This window comes from Aggregatibacter segnis ATCC 33393, from assembly GCF_900476035.1.
Taxonomy (GTDB): Bacteria; Pseudomonadota; Gammaproteobacteria; order Enterobacterales; family Pasteurellaceae; genus Aggregatibacter; species Aggregatibacter segnis.
Genome location: NZ_LS483443.1, coordinates 1,850,709 through 1,872,895, shown reverse-complemented (window position 1 = coordinate 1,872,895; position 22,187 = coordinate 1,850,709). Strand labels below are relative to the sequence as shown.

At 42.9% G+C, this 22,187-nt stretch carries 16 protein-coding genes; 15 read left to right on the top strand and 1 reads right to left on the bottom strand.

The genetic code is table 11. The features are described from left to right. Window positions 1–882: 882 nt before the first annotated feature. The 15 genes from DQN58_RS09095 to DQN58_RS09025 all read left to right on the top strand — a co-directional run bounded on the left by DQN58_RS09095 (window position 883) and on the right by DQN58_RS09025 (window position 21,832). The gene (locus DQN58_RS09095; RefSeq protein ID WP_006718915.1) at window positions 883–2,532 is read left to right on the top strand and encodes an SrfA family protein; all 1,650 of its coding nucleotides are present in this window, start codon (window positions 883–885) and stop codon (window positions 2,530–2,532) included. Between the two features lie 29 nt (window positions 2,533–2,561). After that, window positions 2,562–5,609 (top strand): virulence factor SrfB, encoded by a 3,048-nt coding sequence (locus DQN58_RS09090; RefSeq protein ID WP_006718913.1) that lies wholly within the window; start codon window positions 2,562–2,564, stop codon window positions 5,607–5,609. Then, a complete protein-coding gene (locus DQN58_RS09085; protein ID WP_032998187.1) occupies window positions 5,606–8,287 on the top strand; it encodes a putative virulence factor in 2,682 nt (893 codons plus the stop codon). Before DQN58_RS09090 ends, DQN58_RS09085 begins: the two co-directional genes overlap by 4 nt. A gap of 15 nt (window positions 8,288–8,302) precedes the next feature. Beyond that, window positions 8,303–9,295, top strand: coding sequence for a hypothetical protein (locus DQN58_RS09080; protein ID WP_006718909.1), 993 nt, complete (start codon window positions 8,303–8,305; stop codon window positions 9,293–9,295). 35 nt (window positions 9,296–9,330) lie between these two features. Next, on the top strand, window positions 9,331–11,265 hold the full coding sequence (locus DQN58_RS09075) for a vWA domain-containing protein (protein WP_375712769.1): 1,935 nt from the start codon (window positions 9,331–9,333) through the stop codon (window positions 11,263–11,265). Window positions 11,266–11,295: 30 nt separating this feature from the next. Then, window positions 11,296–12,021, top strand: a complete 726-nt coding sequence (locus tag DQN58_RS09070; RefSeq protein ID WP_006718907.1) for an ABC transporter ATP-binding protein — start codon at window positions 11,296–11,298, stop codon at window positions 12,019–12,021. Continuing rightward, window positions 12,008–13,234 (top strand): ABC transporter permease, encoded by a 1,227-nt coding sequence (locus DQN58_RS09065; RefSeq protein WP_006718906.1) that lies wholly within the window; start codon window positions 12,008–12,010, stop codon window positions 13,232–13,234. The genes DQN58_RS09070 and DQN58_RS09065 overlap by 14 nt, the downstream gene beginning before the upstream one ends. Next, window positions 13,227–14,837: an SUMF1/EgtB/PvdO family nonheme iron enzyme gene (locus DQN58_RS09060; protein WP_006718905.1), complete on the top strand. Its 1,611-nt coding sequence runs from the start codon at window positions 13,227–13,229 to the stop codon at window positions 14,835–14,837. The genes DQN58_RS09065 and DQN58_RS09060 overlap by 8 nt, the downstream gene beginning before the upstream one ends. Window positions 14,838–14,870: 33 nt before the next feature. After that, window positions 14,871–15,584 carry a coiled-coil domain-containing protein gene (locus tag DQN58_RS09055; protein WP_006718904.1) on the top strand — a complete coding sequence of 238 codons (714 nt, stop codon included), beginning with the start codon at window positions 14,871–14,873 and terminating at the stop codon, window positions 15,582–15,584. A 9-nt stretch (window positions 15,585–15,593) separates the two neighbouring features. After that, complete coding sequence (locus DQN58_RS09050; RefSeq protein WP_006718903.1) at window positions 15,594–16,079, top strand: hypothetical protein; 486 nt, start codon at window positions 15,594–15,596, stop codon at window positions 16,077–16,079. A gap of 100 nt (window positions 16,080–16,179) precedes the next feature. Further along, window positions 16,180–17,463, top strand: a complete 1,284-nt coding sequence (locus DQN58_RS09045) for a vWA domain-containing protein (protein WP_006718902.1) — start codon at window positions 16,180–16,182, stop codon at window positions 17,461–17,463. A gap of 42 nt (window positions 17,464–17,505) precedes the next feature. Continuing rightward, entirely contained in the window at window positions 17,506–19,002 is a 1,497-nt protein-coding gene (locus DQN58_RS09040; RefSeq protein WP_006718901.1) for a VWA domain-containing protein, read from the top strand. A 50-nt stretch (window positions 19,003–19,052) separates the two neighbouring features. Further along, complete coding sequence (locus tag DQN58_RS09035; RefSeq protein ID WP_006718900.1) at window positions 19,053–20,552, top strand: VWA domain-containing protein; 1,500 nt, start codon at window positions 19,053–19,055, stop codon at window positions 20,550–20,552. Window positions 20,553–20,602: 50 nt separating this feature from the next. Then, window positions 20,603–21,529, top strand: a complete 927-nt coding sequence (locus tag DQN58_RS09030) for a hypothetical protein (RefSeq protein ID WP_006718899.1) — start codon at window positions 20,603–20,605, stop codon at window positions 21,527–21,529. Window positions 21,530–21,535: 6 nt separating this feature from the next. After that, on the top strand, window positions 21,536–21,832 hold the full coding sequence (locus DQN58_RS09025; protein WP_032997940.1) for a hypothetical protein: 297 nt from the start codon (window positions 21,536–21,538) through the stop codon (window positions 21,830–21,832). A gap of 76 nt (window positions 21,833–21,908) precedes the next feature. On the opposite strand, the gene DQN58_RS09020 is transcribed toward DQN58_RS09025, so the two are convergent. Beyond that, window positions 21,909–22,169 carry a GrxA family glutaredoxin gene (locus tag DQN58_RS09020; RefSeq protein ID WP_006718895.1) on the bottom strand — a complete coding sequence of 87 codons (261 nt, stop codon included), beginning with the start codon at window positions 22,167–22,169 and terminating at the stop codon, window positions 21,909–21,911. Window positions 22,170–22,187 lie beyond the last annotated feature (18 nt).

The window sequence follows — 22,187 nt, the reverse complement described above, 5'->3', positions numbered from 1 at the left end:
AGATGTTCCTTATTATGTATTTAAAAATTTACACTGATTGTATTGTAAATTTTACATTGTGTAAAATAAAGAATGTGATATGACTCACAAAATGTTAATTTTCTCTGAAATTTATGGGGAGGATTGAGTATATTTACCTTCTGATGATTTGTTGCTTTAAGGTGTTTTATGTTTATTTTCAAACTCTTTATACTCATACGTTAACATCACGCTACAACATCATGGCGTTTTACTATTTATATCGCTCTTTAAGGTGCGGTAAAAACACGCGAATTTTTTATTGGCTTAGATTGAATGGCAGGTTGTTTCAATATTTCCCGATTTGTTGTTATTTGCCGGTTGATTGCCGGCAATGTGCCATATAACAGATATGCGAACAACACCACAATATGTCCTTTTTCTTTTGGTTTGTTTTATGTGTTATAAGAAAACTCTTGCAGATTAGGAGTTTTGTAATAAATTGTTTACAGTTGAACTGCAAGAAAGTAGCAGTTATTTCGAAGTCAGGATGTTCATAATAGTGAGGTATTTACCTGTTTTTTGGTGCAAAGCGATGCACCGCTCAACCTCAATTCATTATTTGATACGTAAGAAGAATTAGATACCAAGAAATATTAATTTGGCTTGATAGAAAGAGGTAGCAATAATACTGTACATTGATTGCAAAATGAGTAACATAGGCTTTCGCCCTTTGGGGATGAGATTTATGAAATAGTATTTTTTGTTGTATTTTTTGCTTGTAATCCATCCGGATCGTTAGGTGTTTTCTAGTTAATATCCGATATTTTTACTTGGTTAATAGGCTTTTATATATTTTTGGGGTAAAATTCAGCATAGTTAACACTTTGATAATTTAGCGATTTTCAACTTGAGGACAAGTGTATGTTAAGCACTCTTTTAAGAACCGGCGATATTAAAGATTACACCGCGCTAGGGCAAGACGGGCAGGCCGTCTATTCCGTGGCGTCGCAACTGCGCGATACGATTCGGTTAAAGCGCGGACGCGTGTTTTCCGATTATTTGGCGATTCCGCAGCGCAATGACCAAGGCAGCAAAATCGATTGGTATGTGCCTTTCGAATCGGAACGCGCCGACGGTAAATATATGATCATTCCTTGGTCGTCCGCCACGGAACAAGAACGCCAACAAGCCTTGAGCGAATTAAAAGTGTTTGAACGCAACATGGCGGATTTAGGCTTGGAAATGAGTAAACAAGCCAACTTAAAAGGCGACCAACTGCTATTTTCCCGCTTATTATGGGCGGAACCGAACAATCCCGATTCTGCCGAAAACCTCAAAGCCTTGCGCTTTCCGAATCCCGAACACGTCTATTTGGTGAATAATCGCCCGGTCATTACCTTTTGGGGCTTTATTGAAAAGAACACTAATTTACACGGCGATCCTTTCTTAAGTTTAAAACCTGCCGCGCCGTTGGTGGCCGCCGCACCGATTCCTGAAGCCGCGCCTGCTGCACCGAAGAAAAAATTATCGTGGTTGTGGTGGTTGCTGCCGTTGTTATTGTTGCTTGCGTTGTTATTGTGTTATTGGTTAGGTTATTTTAATTCCTCTAGCAAGAAGATTGAATTAGATCCACTAGCGAAGCATGAAGTACAAAAAACAGAGAAAAAATCCACCGCACTTTCAGAAGATAAAAAACTGGAAGAGAAAAAAGCCCCGGTAGTTGATGATAAAAAAGAGCGAATTTTTAATGTCAATGGCGCATCGTATCGCTATGTAAATGGCCAATGGATTGATTCAAACGGCGCGGTGGTTTCTGATAACGGTTTGGTGAGCAAATTAGAGCAAGCCGCCGAAGTAAATGCGACCGACAACATCACGGCAACCGACAACACCGCTTTGCAAACCGACGCTAACGTGGATAATAAAACGGCGTTAACCAACCCGCAGGATCCGAATGCCTTAGGCAAAGACGAGGCAGCGAAAAACGAGATGAATCCGAATGAGCAGGCATTGCCGCCGGTCGATCCGAATTTGAACGGCAAAGACAAAAACGGCGTTGAGCCGAATCAGCCGGCCGATAAAGATAACAAAGTCAATCCGAATGATCCGAAAGCCAATGATCCAAAGGCTAACGACCCGAAAGCCAATGATCCAAAAGCGAGCGATCCGAAAGCCAATGACCCGACGGCCAATACTACCACGCAGCAAAAACTGCAAATTCCGGAAAAAAGCCTACAAGAAGGCAAAGTGGATTTCTTAAACGGCGCGTGGAATGCGGGCGGCGGTATTCAAGATAAAACCACCGGTAAACCGATGCGCTTGAGCTATAACTTTGACGACAAAGGTAAAGGTCAAGTCACGTTGCAACGTGGCGACGGCGTGAAATGTGTGGGCGATGTGAACGCTAACGTAAGCGGCGGCGGGTTAACCATCTCCAACAAAAACGTGGCGAGCTGTAGCGACGGCACCACTTATCAACTGCCGGAAATCAACTGTAAACCGAATAGCGCGTCGGCGGATTGTAACGGTTCTTACGGCGATAACCGCTTCCCGATTACCATTAAGAAATAAGTTTTAACGAGATGAAAGAGAGATAGCACATGTTTCCCGAGTTACATAATTTTGGTAAAGAACTTTCGTTAGTCATGAATAGCGGCGTGCAATTCATTGATTTTGCCTTGACGATTAATTGGAAAGACAAAGAATGGCGCGAGAAAGGCAACGGCAATTTTGTTTCTTCTGCGGTGAACGGGCCGTTACGCCGTTTAATCGCCGATAAAAACGGCGAGGGGTTTTGCGATCCGAGCCGTCCCGGCATTTTAGTGCGTACCGAGCAGGAAATCAGCGTCGAACAATCCTTTAAACTGTTTGACGGCGTGTGGTTGCCGATTCCTGTGTTAAGAACCGTGCCGCCGGATCGTTTTGACGAAGGCCCGTATAACTGGGCGCGGGTGCGAATCGTCGAATTGGCGGAAGGCGCCGATCCGGAAGGGCACACCCACCGCGTGACGTTTGCCTTTGATACCAAAATTTTCCCTAACAGCCAAGACACCGCGTATTTGGCGCCGACCAGTGAAGACGTGCGTTCCGGCGTGTTATTCGGCTTGGCGCATCAATCGGATCAAATGTCGTGGTTCTTGGATTTTAACTGGGTTAATAACTGGTTGTTGGAATTATTTAAAGAACTCGCGCCGGAGCCGAAACGCCTGAAAATTCACCCGGAAGATTTGCTACAGGAAGTGGAACGCAAAGCGCATCAAGGGCATTATTTGAATATTTTGGCGATCTTGGGCGCCGAAGTGGCGTTGCCGAGAATTAAAGTGGTTTCCAATAAAACCGATGACATCGTGAAAGCGATTCCGGTGGACATGGTGTTAGATGTGGGCAATTCACGCACGTGCGGTATTTTGATCGAAGATCACGTGCAGGAAAAAGACGGCCTGAAAAAACGTTATGAATTGGAGTTGCGCGATTTAACCAATCCGGAACGTGTTTACACTGAGCCGTTTGAAAGTCGTGTTGAATTTGCGCAGGCCTTTTTTGGCAAAGATCATTGGTCGCTACAAAGTGGACGTCGTGATGCTTTCCAATGGCCAACCATTGCACGTGTAGGTAAAGAAGCAGGGCGTTTGGCAAGTCGTCGTAACGGTAATGAAGGTTCTACCGGGTTATCAAGCCCGAAACGCTATTTGTGGGATTTGGACAAATACGAACAAATGTGGCGTTTCAATTCTGCTTATGTAAAAACTGATCACGAGCCTTACGCCACTGCCGAGCCACTTTCCGGATTAATCAACGAATACGGCGAAGCCTTACATATTTTGCGTGATGATGTTGAAGAAGAATTCGAGCGTAAAATGCCGGTGTTCCAACCGAAATATTCCCGTAGTTCTTTGATGACATTTATGTTGTCAGAGGTGCTAATGCACGCATTAATGCAAATTAACAGTCCGGCACAACGTGCTAAATTAGAGCATTCCCGTACGCCGCGCTTCTTACGTTCTATTATTCTGACCATTCCACCTGCAATGCCGAAACCTGAACGGGAAATTTTTAAAAATGCTATGTATCAAGCTATTGGCTTGGTTTGGAAGAGCTTGGGATGGGATAAATCGGACGATAACGTTGATTTCTCTACCGAAGAAGGGCGTGAAAAATACTGGCCGATGTTGCCGGAAGTGCATATCCAATGGGACGAAGCCACTTGCGGGCAAATCGTGTATTTATTTAACGAAACGCAAAACAATTACGGCGGACGCCCGGAAGAATTTTTCGCCGCCTTGGCGCGCCCCGACAAAAACGGTAAAGAAAACGCCATCACTATTGCCAGTGTCGATATTGGCGGCGGCACCACGGATTTGGTGATCAATAAATATAAAATGGATTACGGCGAAAACAGCAATACCAATAGCAGTAATGCTTATATCGAGCCGGAACAACTGTTCCGAGATGGTTTCAAGGTGGCCGGGGATGACATTTTGTTGGACATTATTCGCAATATTGTTGTTCCTGCGCTCAGTAATGGCCTAAAACAAGAGGGTTTACGCGATCCTGAACCTATTTTGGCACAATATATCGGCTCCCAAACCTTAAAAGTGCAAGATGCATTATTACGTCAACAACTGACCTTGCAAGTGTTTAGTCCGATCGGTTTGCGTATTTTAAAAGAATATGAAGAATTTGATCCGTTTAGCACAGAAAATAGCTTAGCCGGTGCAACTTTCCGTAGTCTACTGGCTCAAGTAGATGAGCCGACAGAAAGTGTGTTGAATTATATTAATACACCAATTGCCCGTGAATTAGGTAATCCAGACTTCAATATCTTAGACCTGCCGATTCATGTGGATTTAGGCGCTATTCATAAGTTATTCATTCGTGGGTATTTTGATATTTGTAAAACCTTTAATGCCTTATGTGAAATTATCAATTTATACCAATGTGACGTGTTATTGTTAACCGGCCGTCCTTCCCGTCTTCCAGGGGTGCAAAGTTTCTTTCGTAGCCGCTTGCCATTGCCTGTGGGACGAATTATGCCGTTGCATCATTATCGCACCGGTAACTGGTACCCGTTCCATAAACAAGGACGCATTGATGATCCAAAAACTACAGCGGCAGTAGGCGCTATGCTGTGTTTCTTAAGTAATAATATGCGTTTGCCGAATTTCTATTTCCGTGCGGCATCCATGCATTCTTATTCTACTATTCGCTATATCGGTTTGTTGGATAACAACAATGTGATTAAAGACAGTAACTTATATTATTCTGAAATTGATTTAGATAATGAAGATTATGATTTCCCGGATACGGAATTTGAAGTACGTGGTGCAATGCGTATCGGTTTCCGTCAGCTAAACGTAGAACGTTGGGTAGCGTCACCGATTTATTTGTTGACCATTGAAAACGATGAAATTAAGCGACGTTTAGCCATTGATGGTACGGTTTTAAAAGTGGTGCTTGGCGTGAAAAACAAGAGCAGTTTAAGCAATAGCCAAGAAAGTGCGGAGAATTTTTACATTAAATCTGTTTCCGCCTCTGATGGACGTTCCTGCCGCCGTAATGAAGATATTAAATTGACCTTAAATACAATGGTTGATGCGGGTTTAGGCGAAACTCAATATTGGTTAGATAGTGGATGTGTGAAAAGATGAGTGTAGAAAATCAATTAGCGCAAGCATGGCAAAATATTTTTGATGGTTCCCAACAAGCGATTGATTGGGTTAGTCAAGTTCGCCCGAATGTCGCCCGTTTAAATAATGAAGCCGATGGACTCATTTTGGAATTACGCCGCTTGCGTAATACCGCAAAACGTCTTGGTGCAGTGTCCGAGCGTCCGATGACAACAGGCTTTTTTGGGCTATCCCAAGCAGGTAAATCCTTTTTAATTTCAGCGTTGGCGGCTGATGCTAACGGCAATTTAGAAACGCTTTTTGATGGTCGTAAATTAGACTTTATTAAGCACGTTAACCCACCGGGTGGCGGTAAAGAAGCCACTGGTTTGGTGACCCGTTTTAGTCGTACGGCAAAAGGTGGTATTCAAGGCTATCCGCTTGAACTTCGATTGTTCCATGAAATTGAAATTGCCAAGCTGTTGGTAAATTCTTACTTTAACGATTTTGATAAGGAAAAAGTTGATTACAAACTGGATCAACAAAACGTCAATGCATTATTAAGACGTATGACGGCAAAAATGTCAGCGCAGCGTGTGGCCGGTGTAACGGAAGATGATGTGGTGGATTTGCAAGATTACGCCACGGAAAGCTTCGGAAAATCCTTAGCCATGTTGCAAGGGGGGTATTGGGCGAAGGCTACTTTAATTGCCCCTTATTTGAGCATTAATGATCGCGCCCAGTTGTTCTCTATTTTATGGGGAGAAGAAGCGGATTTAAGTGCGATTTATGTTCAATTTGCACAAACTTTGGCTGCTTTAGGCAATGCAGATCGTGTTTATGCGCCGCTAAGTGCTGTGGTAAAAGAAGTTAACGGCGAGCTATCCCAAGCGGATAGTATTATGAACGTGGATATGTTAGAGCGATTGAATACGGATAAAGACGAATTACTTGAGGTGCGCCCTTATTTTTCGGAAGACAATATTGGCGAACCGGTAAAAATTTCTCTCGCACAATTGACCGCACTTACGGCTGAACTTGTGTTTCCGCTGATGAACCCAACCCGCGTGCCGGCAGTGGAAAGTGTGGATTTATTAGACTTCCCGGGCTATCGCGGCCGTTTGGCGATTTCAAGCCTTAAAGAAATTCAGGAAGGCAATCCGGTTTCCCAGTTAATTTTGCGCGGCAAAGTGGCGTATTTGTTTGAGCGTTACACTGACAGCCAGGAAATGAATTTATTGATCGTGTGTACGCCATCCGATAAACAATCCGATGTTAACAGCGTAGGCCCTGTGCTTGAACGCTGGATTAATAAAACTCAAGGTGATACGCCGGAGGCCCGCTCACAACGGAAACCGGGTTTGTTATGGGCGATTACCATGTTTGATAAACGAATTAGCGCTGATCTGTCCAAAGATGAAAATATGTTGAAAATCAGTTGGGGGTCCGGCGGGTTGTTGAAACAAACTATTTTGGAGCGTTTTGGTAATTATCCATGGTTAAATGATTGGTCGAACGGCAGACCGTTTAACAATACCTTCTTAGTGCGTAAACCGGGCTTTAAAGTCTCTTTCCTAGATGTGGAAGACGGGCAGGAATTGCGTGTGCGTCCAAATGAAAGTGCGCAATTGGATTTGTTACGTCGCACATTTGCCGACGATCCGGATATTCAAAAACACATTGCCAATCCTCAAGAGGCTTGGGACGGCATGATGTTATTAAATGACGGCGGGATGCAACGGATCAGCGATTATTTAAAAACAGTGGCGATGCCGCAAGTGAAGCAAAAGCGTATTGCAGAACAGTTAAATCATGCGATTCAACATATCATCGAAAACCGTTTTGCCAGTTGGTATCAAAGCGATGGTGCGGAAGAAGTGCAGCGTAAACAACAGTTAGCTAAATTGGTCATTGGCGAATTACAAAAAAGCGCATTAATTGTGGGTGAGTTTTTACGTAGCCTTCAATTACCGGAAGAAACCATTCATTCTTTATATTTTGCCGACAATGACGATGATTTGTTATCGCCTTCTGCCAAAGATTCCGATGAGGCAAATAAATCCAATGCATTCGCTTCCGGTTTTGGCTTCGATGACGGCTTTGATTTGTTTGATGAGCCACAAAGTGCGGTCAAAAATCCCAACGTTTCGGAAGAGAAATTGCCGGAATCCCGTTTTGCCCAAGCGGTGTTTAAAGCGTGGATTGAACATTTACGGGGTATTTCTATGGATCCGCGCAATACACGATTTTATCCGTTCTCGGCACAATGTATTGAAGGCATTGTGGGCGAATTGATTACCGGTGCAAACCGTCTTAATTTATTAAATCGCTTAACCAAAGTGATTAATCGTAACGAAGTGGGCGCCAGTAAGCGTGATCAAATCGTGGAACGTCAAGTATTCTCCGTGACCACTGAAATTGCCGATTTCCTTGCTTGGCTTGGATTTGATCAAATGCCTGTGGCGGAGCGCCCGGCAAGTCATGTGCGTGATGGGCAGATTTTTGAAATCGCTGAAGTGGAAAAAATCAATAATTTACCAAAATTGAGTAATTACACCGGAGATTACACCAAAAATTATCTCGCTGACTGGTTTATTGCCTTTATGGAATTCGCTCAAAGTAATGCAGGGCACAGTGCCGGACGTGAAATTGACGCAGTACAAAATGCGCGTTTAGGTGAAATTTTAAATGTCTTTAGAAACTCAGCGGTGGCGGAATAAACCGAAGGATAAGTTATGTTAAGAATTGAATTGAAAGCTGTACGTCCCGGATATGCGGAATTCATCGCAGGTAACTGGAAAGGTGGCGTTGAAAATATTGAAATCAGTGTGCAAAGGAGTCAGGACTCCTACTATTTTGCCGAAGGACAGCATTGGAATATTGAACCCGTTTGGTTGAAAGTCAGTGAGCAATTAACCTTACAAGATAACGTGCTAAGCGGCATACTTGGCCCTTGGTTAATTGATGCCTTGGTACAACAAAGCAGCACCATGCAATATCGTATGATGGTACGCGATGCCAATACAAAAGATATGGGTGTGTTAAAACTTTCCAATGACGTGTTAGCGTCTTCTGCCAGCGGCAATACAGCACGTGCAGATGATGTGCGCTCTATTGATAACACCGTGAATCATGTAGATGACCAAGTTTTGGTGAATATTCCCGATCCTGAGCCTGAACCGATTATTGACGAGATCAGATTGCCGCCGGAGGAAGAAATTATTATTGAACCGGTGGTGGAAGAACTGAAGGTTGTGCCTCCGCCTCAACCGGCTCCGAAAAAGAAAAGCAAACTTGGTTTGATTATTTTATTGCTTCTTTTATTGGGCATTGCCGGTGTAGCAGCTTATTACTTCTTGAATAAAAATAAAACGGAAGAAAAAGCGCAGTCCGCCGATGAATGTAGTTTAAGTCAAAATAAAAATGATGAATTAGCCTTTATTCAAAATTGTCTAAAAACCAAACCTGACAGCCAGCGCATTTTGGCCGTGATTAATCAGGCCAAAGCAGAAAACAAATGTGCTATCGCACAGCGTTTATATGCGAATCAGGCTCAGAGCGGAAATGCCGACATTGCTTTGGCATACGCGAAAGAATATGAAGAAAATGCCAACAGCAGTTGTTTCAAAGCCGACAAAGGCACGGCCATTTATTGGTATGAAACCGCATTGGAGGCTAACCCGAATTTAGCCGAGGCCAAACAACGTTTAGCGGAATTGAAAAAATGATGAAGTCTTTTAAAGTCACCTCAATTGTTTTATTAATGGGATTTATGGCAAATGCCGCATTGGCGGATGAGCCGTTAAAACAGGAAGGTAAGAAAACACTTTATCAACGGGTGTTAAGTACGCCAAGTTGCCAATTGGTCGATAACGCGGGTGCAACGGCAGGTAAAAAACAGCCTGCTTTTTCCCGTTTTTATGTGTATCAGCGCCAAACTGCGAATGGTAAAGAATGGTTAAAAGTAGGGCCGGACAGCTTTGGTAAAACCATCGGTTGGTTAGATGCGGATTGTACAGTTGCATGGAATATGCAGATGACTTTGGCTTTTACCAACCCGATTGAACGCCAGCCTTTATTGTTCTTTAAGAGCAAGGAGGACATTGAAACCGTGGTGAATGCCGATGATGCGAAGAAAATTTTGGAGCCAATTCGTGCAGACTTAGCCAATAATAAAACACCACCACAAATTGTTGCGCAAGAGCCAAAAGAGTTTATTGATTTTCAAAAGAATTTCTATCTTCTTCCAATTCTACAAGGTGAAGAAGTCATGAACTCACAAGGTTTCTATGAACGTATTTTGGAAGTGGCGTCTGTGAGTAAAACGGCTCCGGTGATTCAACAGAAAACACAATCAAAAATAGATCCAAACGCCAATAAATCTGATCCACAAGTGTTGACCGGATTTAGTGCTGCTGTGGTGTTTGTGGTGGATGCCAGTATTTCCATGGACCCTTATATCAATCGTACCCGTGATGTAATTAAACAAGTTTCCGAACAAATTGAAAAAGAGAATTTAGGCAAACAGGTTAAATTTGGTTTGGTCGGGTTCCGTTCCAGTACCAAGGCAGTACCGGGATTGGAATACGTCTCTAAAATGTTTGTTGACCCAAGTACGGTGAAAGATACGCAAGATTTCTTGCAAAAAGCGGTTGAATTAAAACAGGCGAAAGTATCCAGTAAAGAGTTTAGCGAAGATTCATTTGCCGGTATTTCACAAGCATTAAATGAAATTAACTGGAACAATTTTGGTGGTCGCTACATTGTGTTGGTGACCGATGCGGGGGCATTAGACGGTAATAATCCATTATCCTCCACCGGAATGGATGCAAAACAATTGCGCTTAGAAGCACAACATCGTGGCGTGGCGATTTATACCTTGCACTTAAAAACTCCGGCTGGGGTAAAAAATCACGAACAGGCGAAAACCCAATACAGCGATTTATCTTTCAATAACTACTTGAACAAGCCCTTGTATTATGCGGTGAATGCCGGTGATGTGAATGAGTTTGGTGAAAAAGTCGGTGCTTTGGCTCGTGCCTTGACATCGCAAGTGAAATTGGCATACCAAGGGGAAAATGCTGCAGGTACGATCGTTGATGAGCCTAAGCAAGAAAAAGCCAAAACTGAAATTGAACAGGATGCGGAATTATTGGGCAAAGCAATGCAGTTGGCTTATTTAGGTGATAAAAATGGTGCCAAAGCCCCACCGGTATTTAAAGCCTGGATTAGCGATAAAGATTTCCTTAAACCAACCATTCCGACGGCAGAAGCCCGCGTATTGATGACTAAAGCGCAATTAAGCGATTTAAGTGATGTGGTGAAAAAAATTGCCGATGCCGCGAATGAAGGGTTAATTTCACCGGATTCGATGTTTGCCCAATTACGTTCTGTTGCCGCGGCAATGGGACAAGACCCGAATAAATTAAAACAAGAAAACTCCACCAAACTGGGCGAGTTAGGCTTGTTAGGGGAGTATTTGGATGGCATTCCGTATAAAAGCCAAGTCACCGGATTGGACGAACAAATTTGGAAAGGCATGAGTGCCTTAGAGCAAGAAAAATTTATTCGTGACTTAAACAGCAAGTTACGTCATTACCGCGTGTTTAACGAGGACCAATCCCGCTGGATTTCTTTATCGGAAGGCAGCGATCCGCGCGATTACGTTTATCCTGTACCGCTTGAGGCGTTACCATAATTTATTCATTTACATAACAGGAAAAGTGCGGTGTTATTTATTGAAGAAATGGCGATTCGGCGTGGCCAAGGTAGCCAACAATTCAATGTGTTGCTGCCTAAACTTGAATTGCAAGATGGCGAGATTTTAGCCATTCAAGGTGCCAGTGGTTGTGGCAAAAGTACCTTATTGGAAATGATCGGGTTAATTTTGCAGCCCGATCGTTTGGTTCGCTATCAATTAGGTGATGCCGGTGATGTAATGGATTTGCAACCGTTAATTTTACAAAAAAATCAGACCGCACTTTCTAAGCTACGGGCAGGAAAGTTAGGTTTCATGTTGCAAACGGGAGGCTTGTTGCCTTTTCTGTCGGTACAACAGAATATTGAATTGCCTTGTTCAATGTTAAATAGCGCCATGGATAAAGACTGGTTTTTGTATTTAACGGATGCCTTAAATATTCAATCGTTGCTTACTAAATACCCGCGTCTGCTTTCTATTGGAGAGCGGCAGCGGGTTTCTTTTATTCGTTCGGTGATTCACAAACCAAGCCTGTTATTGGCTGATGAGCCTACCGCCGCGCTTGATCCGAATAATGCACAAACCTTATTTTCATTAATGATTAAATTGGCGGAAGAGCAAAAAATTACGGCGCTTTTAGTTACCCATGATTGGGATTTGGTGGAAAATAATCATTTGCCAAGTCTGTATGCAGATTTATCCACACCGGCGCAAGCGGTGTTTTTACCGAAGGAAACGCATCATGCAGCAAGTTAATCTGTCTTATATGTTCCTAGGCAAATTAGCGTTGCGGGATTTGTATTACGATCGCAAAGTGTCTTTTTGCATCATTGCGTCTCTTATTGCGGTAATTGCGCCGTTATTGTTGCTTTTCAGCTTGAAATTCGGCGTAGTTTCCCAGTTACGCCATCAGTTAATTAATGACCCGCGCAATCTTGAAATTAAAATTATCGGCAATCTCAATTTAGATAAGAACTGGTTTGATTGGTTACAACAACAGCCGGAAACCCGTTTTGTGGCGCCGTTGACCCGTTCTTTAAATACTATTGCCGATTTGTCTGCCAATCAAAATGGTGGTAAGAAATTTGTACAGGATGTGGAAGTGATTCCGACAGCCGTTAACGATCCTTTAACGGAACAAGCACTAAGTAAACCCAATGGTGTGCTATTAAGTACCTTAACCGCAGAGAAATTAAATGTAAAACAAGGCGATAAAATCAATTTGGTGGTCACACGTTCGCAAAATAATCAGGTGGAAAAAGCCATTAGCGAATTGGTGGTGGAAGGTATTGTGCCTGAAACCCGTTTTGCCCGTTCGGGTGCCTTTGTGCAGTTGGACACCTTATTGGCAATGGAGGATTTTCGGGATGGTTACCAAACCGCTATTTTTGCCAATCAACAGGATCCTGACCGTCCGCAACAGCGGGAACACTTCGCCCGCGCCCGCATTTATGCTAATAGCTTAGATGATGTAGCGCCTTTGGCGTTAAAATTACGGCAGAAAAATATTGAAACCTCAACAGAAGCCAAAGCTATTGAAAACGTCAAAGCCATTGACGGTGTGCTCAACGTGATTTTTATGGTCATTGCAGCGACAGCGGTGTTGGGTTGTGTATTATCGCTGATAGGTGCGTTCTTAGCCAATATCGATCGTAAGCGGAAAGAAATTGCACTGCTACGTCTATTCGGTTTTCAAAGCGGCGCGGTGATGTTATATTTAATTATGCAGGCTCTGTGTTTGAGCTGTTTCGCTTTTGTATTGTCATATTTCTTGTTCTTATCGGGCAGTCAGGTATTTAATTTCGTATTAGGTCAGAATTTATCCAACGATATTTTTATCAGTAGCTTGAATTTTATTCATTTATTCATCGCTTTTGCGATCGCGTTATGCCTTGCTGCTATTGTGGCCGGAATCGGCGCGCGACAAGCGGTGAAAATTCAACCGGCAGAGAGTTTACGAGATGTCTAGAACAACCCCAAAAATGCAACAATCACGGCGTAGGACAAAAATAGCTATTTTTGTTACCGCACTTTTGACGGAATTAGTGGCGCAGTCTGCTTATGGCACTCCATGGGAAGAGAAATTCTATAATCCGAAACCTTTGGAAGGGGATGTAATTTTACCCATGCCTTGTGATGGTAATATGGTTTTTCGAATGGTAAAAACGGAAACTCATTCACCTTTGGAAGAAAAAAGCATCCTTCTGGGCAGTGACAATTCTGCCGACCAAATTGCTGAACATTCAACCCCAAATGCTATTGCCGGCAGTTTTGACGACAAGTCTCAGGGGCGATATTTTTTAATGGCTAAATATGAAGTGTCACAGTTGCAATATCAATCGGTAATGAACGAACAATGCCCATCAGTCAACATGAAAGGACGTTTACCAATAACAGAAGTAAGTTGGTTTGATGCTCTGGAATTTACCCGCAAATATAATGAATGGTTGCTAAAAAATGCGGCAGATAAATTACCAACTGAGGACGGCACAAAAGGGTTTGTTCGTTTGCCGACTAATGCCGAATGGGAGTATGCGGCGCGCGGTGGTGCTGCGGTGTCTTCCTCCGAATTTCGTGAACCGCTTTTTCCAATGAAAGATGGTGCGGAGAAATATGTGTGGAGCAACAAAAATGCGAATGGTAAGATTCAGCTTACTGGACAGTTGGAAGGCAATCCGTTAGGCCTATTTGACACTTTGGGTAATGCGGCAGAAATGATGTTTGATGCTTTCAAACTCAATCGTTTAGATCATTACCATGGGCAAAGTGGTGGTGTCACCGTACGTGGTGGCAGTTATTTAAATTCAGCAGAAAGTTTAACCAATGCTTATCGCATTGAGCGTTCTTTATATAATAACAGTAATGTGGATAAAGCCAAAGATATCGGTTTTCGTGTGGCGATGGTGGCGCCGGTACTGACCTCTGCACAACGAATTAAAGACTTGAAAGAAGAATGGGCTAAGCTAGGCCGTGATGATAACAAAGATGATAAACACGGCGCAGGTTCTAATGTGGTTGGGCAATTGGAAAAATTGGCACAAGATGTGCAAAATCAAACTATTGCCAAGGAACAGTTGGAAAAAGAACTGAAAAAATTGAATGATACTTTGCGTCAAGCCAACCAAGCTCGTGACGAACAGCGAGATTCAGCTATTCAAGCTTCATTGCGTTTGGGCGGTTTCTTGTGTAGTAATATGGTTGATTTGGATAATACCTACCAAAATGCGTTGAATTTGGTAGAAAATATTAAACAAACCTGTGATGGTGCGCCGAAAGAAGGCTTGTGTACCGAAGAGCAAATCAATAATCTCAGTGAGAAAAAATTAAAAGCAGAGAATGCGTTGAAGTTTACCTTAAAATATTACGCCGATACCTTAGTTGATAATGCAACTTTATATAATGTGGCAATGATCGAGAAACAAGTAGAGGTGACCAAACAACGTTTACAAAATCGTGAAAAAAATAATGCTGCACAGTTTATTCAATCTTATTGGGAACAATTATCCCAATATAATAAAGACGGAAAAGTTGACCGTGATACTTGGTTAAAACGCTGCCGTCAAGTAAAATGACCCACCTTACCAAAGTAAAAAAAGGAAGCCCCTATGTTTAATTTTCAATCTAAAAAATCTATTGTTGGTGTTTTGACTTTATCCACAACATTGGCTTTGGCCGGTTGTGAAAGTATGTCCAACTCCGGTTCTTCTAATGTAGACAGCCGTTTAACCTCAGGCAATCAAGCTGAGTTTTTTAGTAAATCGGGATTAACTGCCTGTGCAGCCGGTGCGGCGGCAGGTGTTGGGGCTTGTTTATTAAGCGGAACCAATAATGCAGCACTATGTTCTGCGGTAGCTGCAGTAGCTGGTTGTGGTATCCTCATGGGCGGTAACTATTATTTGGAACAACAGCGTACCAATTATGCTAATAAAGAAGAGCGTTTAAATGCTTATTTAAAAGATTTAAATAAAAACACTCAAGAAGCCAGAACTCTGGCAAATTCAGCGAAAACCGTGTTGACCCAAAACCAAAAAACGTTGGCTAATTTGAATCGTAAATTAAAGGATAACAGCATTCAAAAAGATGAAGCCAAACGTCAGTTGAAAGAGATTGATAGTAACATTGCTTACTTAAATGACAAATTGAAAAAAATGAAAGAAAGCGAGAGAGATTGGAAAGATGTAGCGCAAAAAGAGCGTGGTAGCGGTATGAATGTAGCAAAATTAGATTCTCAAATCGCCCAATATCAAAAACAAATTGCAGCCTTGGAAAAACAGATCGCTGTTGTATCGCAGCAACGTAATGCGTTAAATGTTGGTTAAGGAGATTCTATGAAAACATTGTTAAAAACCACCGCACTTTTAGGTGCTGCTGTGTTGCTTTCTGCCTGCACCAACACGCCGGAAGAGTGCGATCCGAGTGTTGAACTCAATATGTTCAGCAAAGCGGCCTGCCAGTTTTCCGGAAGTTATGACAAGCGTATTGAACAAAAAGAAAAATTGGTGTTAGACGCGAAGACAGAAAATGCCAAATTTAATAAAATTTATGCCGATATTAAAGCGCAACAAAAATCTGTTAACCAATCTATTGCACAGAAAAAAGCGCAACAGGCTAAACTCGATCAGTCTGTGGGCAAACTCACAGCCGAGTTAAAACAAAAAGCCAAAGGCAGACAAGATTTGCAGGCGGAAATTGCCGAAGTAGAGAAACAAATGAAAGCCGTCAATAACAGCGGCGGTTCTGAAATGGAAAAACAAGCGGAATTAGAACAATTACAACGCAAGTTATCTAATCTACAAAAAGCATTAGGCTTATAATGCGAATACTGAGGGCTACCAACGATGTTGGTGGCCCTCTTTTTACTTTTTGTGATCCTCAAAGTGCGGTGATTTTTGGGGATGTTTTTTAAGGAATACTATGCAACGTCTGGCACGAGTTGGTTTGGATCAATACAACCGGGAAGCGATCGAGTTATTTCACCATTACGATGACATCGTAGCGGTATTAAATCGCTATTTGCCACCTAGCACGGCAAACATATTGGCGCGCCCTGAAGTGAAGGACAATATGGTGGAATGGTATTCCGAATTGCAAGGGCAACCACAATTATTAGACGTCCATTCAAGCCACTATGCAGAAGCCAACGCGCTTGTTGTGCAACGCTTAGCTTCCATTGATGCCTTAGTGTTCGAGTTATTGCAAAAAGAGGCGATTGAACCTGCTATTGCCGCGTATTTAAAACAATTCACTCATATCGTAAAACAGCACGATATTCAAATTTATAGTATCAACCAACAACCTGTGATCACCGGCTGGGGACTGAAAAAAGATGTCACTGCTGAGCAGACACCGCCAGTGACAGAAGTAAAAACACCCCGTCGTTGGTTATTGCCACTGCTACTTTTCACCTTTGCTATTTTAGGACTCCTGGGATGGTTGTTTTTAACGCCATCTGTTCCTGAAACTGTAAAAATTGAGCCAATTGTGCCGAAAAATTGCCGAAAAGTGGAGGAGCCAGCCGATATTCCACAGTTAGCGATTATTTTTAATAACGCTACCGGCATGAAATATACTCTGTTGGAAAGTAAAGAGGCAATCAATGCATTTGATGAAAAATTACAACAACAAATCCTGCCGCAAGCCGACATTGATTATATGGATCGTCAACCGAATCGCTCTGTAGCCGCCAAGGAGGCAGTGACGCATTTGATTAATGACGTTCCGAATGCCGTAGATATCGGTTTGATTGAACTACAAAGTTGTGTCAGTAAATCGGCTGATGTATCGGCTGCGATTAATCATGGCATTTTTACTGGTACACAACGTACGGAATTAAAAAATAAAGTACAAAATATGACGGTGCGTGAGCATCGAGTGCCGGGTACACCCATTTATGAGGGTATTGAAAAAGCCTTAACATTGCTTGATGGTAAAAAACGCGAAGCCTTGATTGTGTTGATTACTGAAGGTAACGGTGATTGCACTGAGCGAAAAATCTGCGCATTAATGGAAAATGTGGCAAAAGAGCGGCCAAAATTGAAAGTGAATATTGTGAGTATCAATTCCCCTTGGAATGCCACAGACTGCTTGGCAAAGGCTACAGGCGGGCAGATTTTTGACCATGACATGACCAGCCAAGAAAAATTAACCGATGCGATTAAACAAGCCATGAAGCCGGTACAACAAGAAATTTGCGAATAAAGTGCGGTCGTTTTTCGCCGCGTTTTTGAAGTTGGAGAGATTATGCAACGCTTAGCAAGAGTAAATTTAGATCAACAAAATAGCGCAGCCGTGGAGTTGTTTGGGCATTACAACGAGATCACGGCAATTTTGCTTCGTCATTTGCCGCCGAGCACAGCCAGTATGTTGGCGCGTCCTGAGGTGCATGGCGAGGTAGTGGAGTGGTATTCCGAGTTGCAAGGACAACCATATTTGTTAGGTAATTCCGAACGGGATCAACAGGCTCGAAAACAGGCTGAGACCTTTATTTCACATCGTCTGGCTACGGTCGATAAACTGCGTGCGGAGTTGGTGCAAAAGGGAAGTATTAACGCAGAGCAAGCGACTTTATTGGAGCGGGTGGTTGACGCAGCGCAGCATGATTCCATTCAAATTTATATCGTTAACAAACAGCCCGTGATGACCGGTTGGGGCTTGGGGGAAAAGCCGATTCCTGTTCCGCCACCTGTTGTGCCTGCACCAAGTAAATCCCTCGGGTGGCTGTGGTTGTTACCATTATTATTGCTATTACTAGGTGGTTTGGCGTGGTGGTTGTTCTTCCGCCCTGAGCCGGTTCAATCTCAACCAATGGAGCCTGTGAAAGTTGAAATTTCCAAACCGGAGCCACCAAAAGAAGAACCGAAACCGGAACCGCCAAAAGAGGAACTGAAGCCCGAGCCACAGCGGCTTGAGTTTATTCCTGAGCCGGAAGAACCATCGAAAGTAGAAGAACCACCGAAAGTGGAGGAACCACCAAAAGTGGAGGAACCTCCAAAGGTTGAGGATCCTCCGAAAGTGGAAGAACCTCCTAAACAGGAAAAACCAAAATATTGCACTAAAACTATTACGCCGGCTCAACGTCCGCAAATGGTAATTGTATTTGATGATTCCTTATCTATGTTGGCTAGTTTAAATGAAAGCAGTGCAGTAATTAACGCATTTTGGGATCGTTGGAATAATAATGAGATAATCTCGGAAGAGGAAAAAGTACATATGTTCCGTGAACCACGTCGTCTTACTACAGCAAAAAAAGCGGCTACAGATATTATTGATAAGATTGATCCTAATATTGATATTGGATTGGTAAGTTTAAGAAGATGCCCTGGAGCCAGAAATCATGGTATGTTCGGTCCGAGTAAGCGTAAAGCACTAAAAGCTCAAATTAGAGGATTGTTTCCGAAAGAGGGCGAGGAGAATATAGGTACGGCGCTTCATAGCGGTTTGCGACAAGCCGCAGCCATGGTAGATGGCGTTAAACGTGATGCTTTTATTTTAGTGTTGAGCGATGGTGAGGAAAGTTGTGATAAAGGTAATACTAATGTGTGTGCTATAGCACAAGAATTAGCCAAACAAAAACCAAAACTGAAAATTAATGTCGTCGATATTGGTGGTGCGAAAGCCGCAAACTGTTTGGCAACGGAGACCAAAGGCAAAGTGTTTACCGCTAACAGTAAAGCACAAGTTACTAATATGATTAACCAAGCCATTAAACCAATGGTGGAAAAAGAAGAGTGTAAATAATGTGATAAGGTGCGGTCATATTTCATCGTATTTTTGAGGTTGGAGAGATTATGCAACGCTTAGCAAGAGTTAATTTAGATCAACAAAATAGCGCAGCCGTGGAGTTGTTTGGCCATTATGATGAGGTCACGACAATTTTACTTCGTCATCTTCCACCAAGCACAGCCACTATGTTGGCGCGACCTGACGTGCATGGCGATGTAGTGGAGTGGTATTCCGAGTTACAAGGACAACCATATTTGTTAGGTAACTCCGAACGGGAACAGCAGGCTAGAAAACAGGCTGAGGGCTTGATTTCACAGCGTTTGGCTACGGTAGATAAACTGCGTGCGGAGTTGTTGCAAAAGGGCAGCATCAGTGCAGAACAAGCGACTTTATTGGAGCGCATGGTTGATGCGGCACAGCATGATTCCATCCAAATTTATATCGTCAACAAACAACCCGTGATTACCGGTTGGGGCTTGGGTAAAAAGCCGATTCCAGTCCCACCACCAGTTGTGCCTGTACCAAGTAAATCCCTCGGGTGGCTGTGGTTGTTACCATTATTATTGCTATTACTAGGTGGTTTGGCGTGGTGGTTGTTCTTCCGCCCTGAGCCGGTTCAATCTCAACCAATGGAGCCTGTGAAAGTTGAAATTTCCAAACCGGAGCCACCAAAAGAAGAACCGAAACCGGAACCGCCAAAAGAGGAACCGAAGCCCGAGCCACAGCGGCTTGAGTTTATTCCGGAGCCGGAAGAGCCAAAAGTAGAGGAACCGCCAAAAGTAGAGGAACCTCCAAAAGTGGAAGAACCGCCAAAAGTCGAAGAACCACCGAAGGTTGAGGAGCCGTTGAAAGTGGAGGAGCCACCTAAACCGGAAAAACCGAAATATTGCACTAAAACCATCCCCCCGGCTCAACGTCCGCAAATGGTGATTGTATTTGATGATTCCTTGTCGATGTTGTTTTCATTGTTGGAAAGTCCGGCGTCTATTCAACGTTTTATTAATTCGCCGTTTCCCACAGACGCAGAGTTTGATTATATGCGTCGTGAGCCAAATCGTATTAGTACGGCGAAGAAATCTGCTGCTGCAATTATTGATAAGATTGACCCCAATATTGATATTGGCTTGGTAAGCTTAAAAATGTGTCCTGGGGCTCGAAATCATGGCATGTTTGGGCCCGATAAACGGAAAGCTTTAAAAGCCCAAATCAATGCACTGCAACCGAAAGACAGTGATCAGGGCACCGGCACGGCACTCTATAGTGGTTTACAACAAGCAGCATCAATGGTTGATGGTATTAAACGTGAGGCGTTTATTTTAGTGTTAAGTGATGGTGATGATTTTTGTAACGGAATAAAACATGACGTATGTGGTCTTGGCCGTCAAATTGCAAAAAATAAACCAAAGCTGAAAATCAACGTAGTGGATATTGGGGGAACAAAAGCTGCAAATTGTTTGGCCACAGCGACTAAAGGTAAAGTGTTTACTGCTAACAGCAAGGCGCAAGTTACCAGCATGATCAACCAAGCTATTAAGCCGATGGTGGAAAAAGAAGAGTGTAAATAATGTGATAAAGTGCGGTCGTTTTTTACCGCATTTTTGACGTCGGAGAGATTATGCAACGTCTTGCGCGAGTCAATTTGGAACAGCAAAATCTGGCTGCTGTAGAGTTATTTAGCCATTATGATGAAATTGTCAGTCTGTTAAATCGGTATTTACCGCCTAGTACTGCGTTTATATTTGCACGTCCTGAAGTTAATGGCAATGTGGTGGAATGGTATTCCGATTTGCAAGGACAACCCTATTTGTTAGGCCATACTGAATGGGAACAAGTAGCTCGCAAAAATGCGGAAACATTGATTTCTCAACGTTTGGAGGCGGTAGATAAATTACGTGTGGATTTGCTACAAAAAGGCACGATTACTTTCGAACAATCGGCTTTATTGGAAAGCTTGGTCAAGGCCGTGCAACATGATTCTGTCCAAATTTATGTTGTGAACAAGCAACCGGTGATTACCGGTTGGGGCTTAGGTAAAAAGCCAATGCCGGCGGTATCATCTACGCCAAAGGTGAAAAAGTCTCGTTGGTGGCTGTGGTTGTTACTATTATTGCTGTTAGGTGGATTAGCATGGTGGTTCTATTTCTATCCGGCGCCTATTAAGGCCGAAGCGGTGGCGCCGGTAAAAATTGAAATTGCCAAACCGGAGCAAAAACCGGAATCGCTGAAAGAAGAACCAAAAAACGAGCCAGTAAAAGAAGAGCCACAGACCGAACCTGTAAAGGAAAAAATAGAAGAAGAGAAAAAAACGCCTAAACCAATAATTGATAATAGTATAGCGGAAAAAGTTAGAGCCTCCGGCGGTAATCCAAACGGTGATTTCCGTGCTTCTTTGGTATGGCATAACGGTGAAGACTTGGATTTACAATTAAATACGTTAAACGCTCACGCCAATAAATGTTCTAACGGTTATGCTGTGCTTGACGTGGATATGAATGGCGTGGGTTGCGGTAGCAACAAGCGGAATTTTACCTCACCGGTGTAAAATATTGTGGCAAAGCATCGTAACCAAATGCCAAACGGTAGTTATGTTTTTACCGTAGAACAATTTGGTGCGCACCAAGTTCCGGGCGGTTATATGTGTAAAATGCTTGATAGCGGCTATGGATTTGAGCTACAAATTAAGCTCAATGACCGAATGCGAACCTATGCTTATCGTAAGCCGATCCGGGATTGCCAACGCAAAATCAAAATGCTGGAAGTGATAAAAAAAGGTGATGATTTCCGTGTAGTTTATGTGAATCCGGATTTGAAATTGATTGCTGATGTGATCGTGCCTAACGGATAAATAGGGGAAATAAAAAAGTGCGGTTAAAAATTTATTTGTTTTTTCACCGCACTTTTTGTTTTATCACAGAGAGAAATTAGTCAATACCAAATTGTTCATGCACGAAAGCTTGGAAGTCGGTACACCCGCCAATGTGTTTTTCATCAATTAAAATTTGCGGTACAGTTTGTACCGGTTTGCCGATGATTTTCGCAATGTCTTCTTTTGTCATGCCCTGTTCAATGATATCGATGTAACGATAATCAAAATTTTCCACGGTATTTTTCAATTTTTCGGCTAAGTTTTTAGCGCGTACGCAATACGGGCAACTTAAACGTCCATAAATAGTAACAAACATAATTTTTCCTTGTTGTGA